The sequence below is a fragment of the Aeromonas sp. Prich7-2 genome (assembly GCF_017939255.1).
Lineage (GTDB): Bacteria > Pseudomonadota > Gammaproteobacteria > Enterobacterales > Aeromonadaceae > Aeromonas > Aeromonas caviae.
In genome coordinates this window covers 1-461 of the sequence record NZ_JAGKRI010000156.1, presented here as the reverse complement: position 1 = coordinate 461, position 461 = coordinate 1, and the positions used below count along the sequence as shown (strand labels likewise).

Sequence of the window (461 nt, the reverse complement as noted above, 5' to 3'; positions counted from 1 at the left end):
TTCATTACGCAGTCGCCTTGATGTGACCGCCTTTAACGAGTTCACCAGCACCGATAGCTGCACTGTTGGGCCGTACTCTATCAGCATGTGAACATGATCAGCCTCTCCGTCACACTCTTTCAGTTCCGCACCAAAATCTCTGCAAATCTCTACCGCACACTGACCGAATGAAGCGTGATGCAGCTCCCCCAATGTCGGCTTTCGATACTTGGTGATAAACACCAAATGTACGTGCAAAATGTAGGCTGCATGGCGTGATTTATTAATTTTAGTGAATTGCATTCTTTCACTCAATCGGGCACCATAGATATGGTGATAATGCTACACACTGAGCGCTAAATGCAAATTCTGAAAGCCTACAAATTCCGACTCGAACCGACAGCCCAACAAGCGCAACGCCTGCGCCAGTTGGGCGGTTGTGCTCGTTATGTCTGGAATCACGGGCTGGCAGAAACCAAACG

General features: G+C 48.6%; 2 protein-coding genes. One reads left to right on the top strand and one right to left on the bottom strand.

The genetic code is table 11. From position 1 onward, the window contains the following. On the bottom strand, window positions 1–282 hold a 282-nt coding region (gene tnpA, locus J9892_RS19200), incomplete at its 3' end, for an IS200/IS605 family transposase (protein ID WP_210538727.1). A 57-nt stretch (window positions 283–339) separates the two neighbouring features. Here tnpA and J9892_RS25200 point away from each other — a divergent pair. Then, the coding region (locus tag J9892_RS25200; RefSeq protein WP_153064167.1) for a helix-turn-helix domain-containing protein at window positions 340–461 on the top strand (122 nt) is incomplete at its 3' end.